At 49.6% G+C, this 3,221-nt stretch carries 2 rRNA genes; both read left to right on the top strand.

The features are described from left to right. The first annotated feature begins 117 nt into the window (after positions 1-117). Positions 118-3,025: ribosomal RNA gene (locus J3U71_RS11530) — 23S ribosomal RNA — on the top strand. Between the two features lie 76 nt (positions 3,026-3,101). Further along, positions 3,102-3,218, top strand: a 5S ribosomal RNA gene (gene rrf, locus J3U71_RS11525). Positions 3,219-3,221 lie beyond the last annotated feature (3 nt).

Below are 3,221 nucleotides of genomic sequence, written 5' to 3'. Positions count from 1 at the left end.
AAAGAGTTAGTACATTGAAAACTGAATATAATCCAAGAAAAAACCGAGAAACAATCAAAAGAGAACAGATTGCAAAGAGCGACCGAGAGAGTTCGCAAGAACAAAGATCTTGAGTAAGGTCAAGTAAATAAGGGCGCACGGTGAATGCCTAGGCACATTAAGGCGAAGAAGGACGTGACGAACCACGAAAGGCTTCGGGGAGCAGTAAGTACGCAAAGATCCGGAGATTTCCGAATGGGGGAACCCAATGCAGCGATGCATTACTGATATATGAATAGATAGTATATCAGGGCAAGACGCAGTGAACTGAAACATCTAAGTAGCTGCAGGAAGAGAAAGAAAAATCGATTTCCAGAGTAGCGGCGAGCGAAACGGAAAGAGCCCAAACCAGATGATTTATCATTTGGGGTTGTAGGACTGCAAGAAGGTAGTTATAAGGATAGCAGAATTATCTGGGAAGGTAAGCCAGAGAGGGTGAGAGCCCCGTAAGCGAAATCCAAGTAACGCCGAGCAGGATCCTGAGTAGGTCGGAACACGAGGAATTCCGATTGAAGCAGCGAGGACCATCTCGCAAGGCTAAATACTAGAATGTGACCGATAGTGAACCAGTACCGTGAGGGAAAGGTGAAAAGAACCCCGGAAGGGGAGTGAAAGAGAACCTGAAACCGTGTGCCTACAAGTAGTCAAAGCCCATTAAAGGGTGATGGCGTGCCTTTTGTAGAATGAACCGGCGAGTTACGTTAAATAGCGAGGTTAAGTCAGAAAAGACGGAGCCGGAGCGAAAGCGAGTCTGAAAAGGGCGAGAGAGTTGTTTGATGTAGACCCGAAACCAAGTGACCTACCCATGACCAGGTTGAAGGTGCGGTAAAGCGCACTGGAGGACCGAACCCACGTAAGTTAAAAATTGCGGGGATGAGTTGTGGGTAGCGGTGAAATTCCAAACGAACTTGGAGATAGCTGGTTCTCTCCGAAATAGCTTTAGGGCTAGCCTGGTGCGAGGATGATAATGGAGGTAGAGCTCTGTTTGGACGAGGGGCCCGTCAGGGGTTACTGAATTCAGATAAACTGCGAATACCATCTATCAAAGCACTGGAGTCAGACTGCGAGTGATAAGATCCGTAGTCGAAAGGGAAACAGCCCAGATCACCAGTTAAGGTCCCAAAATCTATGCTAAGTGGAAAAGGATGTGGAGTTGCGTAGACAACTAGGATGTTGGCTTAGAAGCAGCCATCATTAAAAGAGTGCGTAATAGCTCACTAGTCGAGTGACGCTGCGCCGAAAATTTACCGGGGCTAAGCATAGTACCGAAACTGTGGATGCGTAGTAATACGCGTGGTAGGAGAGCGTTCTAAGAGCGGCGAAGCTTAATCGCGAGGATAAGTGGAGCGCTTAGAAGTGAGAATGCCGGTATGAGTAGCGCAAGATAGGTGAGAATCCTATCCGCCGAAAGACTAAGGTTTCCTGGGGCAGGCTCGTCCGCCCAGGGTAAGTCGGGACCTAAGGCGAGGCCGAAAGGCGTAGTCGATGGACAACAGGTAGAAATTCCTGTACTGCGTTAGATCGTTAATAGCGAAGGAGGGACGCAGGAGGCAAAGAACGCATGGTGCTGGACATCCATGTTTAAGCAATAAGTGTAAGAGTGAGTCAAATGCTTGCTTTTGAAAAGCACAAGTTGTGATGAGGAGCGAAATTAAAGTAGCGAAGGTTCAAGAGTCACACTGCCAAGAAAAGCTTCTAGCAAGAGCTAACGTACCCGTACCGCAAACCGACACAGGTAGTCGAGTGGAGAACACTAAGGTGAGCGAGAGAACTCTCGTTAAGGAACTCGGCAAAATAGCCCCGTAACTTCGGGAGAAGGGGTGCTGGTGTAAAAGCCAGCCGCAGTGAAAAGGCCCAAACAACTGTTTATCAAAAACACAGGTCTCTGCAAAGTCGAAAGACGACGTATAGGGGCTGACACCTGCCCGGTGCTGGAAGGTTAAGGAGAGCTGTAAGCGCAAGCGAAGCAGCGAACTGAAGCCCCAGTAAACGGCGGCCGTAACTATAACGGTCCTAAGGTAGCGAAATTCCTTGTCGGGTAAGTTCCGACCTGCACGAAAGGTGTAATGATTTGGGCACTGTCTCAACGAGAGACTCGGTGAAATTATAATACCCGTGAAGATGCGGGTTACCCGCGACAGGACGGAAAGACCCCATGGAGCTTCACTGCAATTTGATATTGGGCAGCTGTTAAACATGTACAGGATAGGTAGGAGCCAGAGAAGATAGTACGCCAGTATTATCAGAGGCAATGTTGGGATACTACCCTTGTTTGATGGCTGCTCTAACCAGGGCCTCTAAGCGAGGCATGGGACAGTGTCAGACGGGCAGTTTGACTGGGGCGGTCGCCTCCTAAAGAGTAACGGAGGCGCCCAAAGGTTCCCTCAGAATGGTTGGAAATCATTCACAGAGTGTAAAGGTATAAGGGAGCTTGACTGCGAGAGCGACAACTCGAGCAGGGACGAAAGTCGGGCTTAGTGATCTGGTGGAACCGCATGGAAGGGCCATCACTCAACGGATAAAAGCTACCCTGGGGATAACAGGCTTATCTCCCCCAAGAGTTCACATCGACGGGGAGGTTTGGCACCTCGATGTCGGCTCGTCGCATCCTGGGGCTGAAGTAGGTCCCAAGGGTTGGGCTGTTCGCCCATTAAAGCGGCACGCGAGCTGGGTTCAGAACGTCGTGAGACAGTTCGGTCCCTATCCGTCGTGGGCGCAGGAAATTTGAGAGGAGCTGTCCTTAGTACGAGAGGACCGGGATGGACATACCGCTGGTGTACCAGTTGTCTTGCCAAAGGCATAGCTGGGTAGCTAAGTATGGACGGGATAAGCGCTGAAAGCATCTAAGTGCGAAGCCCCCCTCAAGATGAGATTTCCCATACGAAAGTAGTAAGACACCTCAAAGACTAAGAGGTAGATAGGCTAGGAGTGGAAGAGCCGTGAGGCTTGGAGCGGACTAGTACTAATCAGTCGAGGACTTGACCACAGGCTCAAGCAATCTGGTAAGGTTTTTTTAGAGGATTATATTTAGTTTTGAGTGTAAGAACTCAAGCAAAGAAAAGTACGGTGGCAATAGCAAGAAGGAAACACCTGTAACCATGCCGAACACAGCAGTTAAGCTTCTTCACGCCGAGAGTAGTTGGTGGGAGACTGCCTGCGAGGGTAGGAAGCTGCCGTGCTTT

Source organism: Lactobacillus sp. B4015 (assembly GCF_026536055.1).
Taxonomy (GTDB): Bacteria; Bacillota; Bacilli; order Lactobacillales; family Lactobacillaceae; genus Lactobacillus; species Lactobacillus panisapium.
This window is presented reverse-complemented; position numbering and strand designations above follow the sequence as displayed.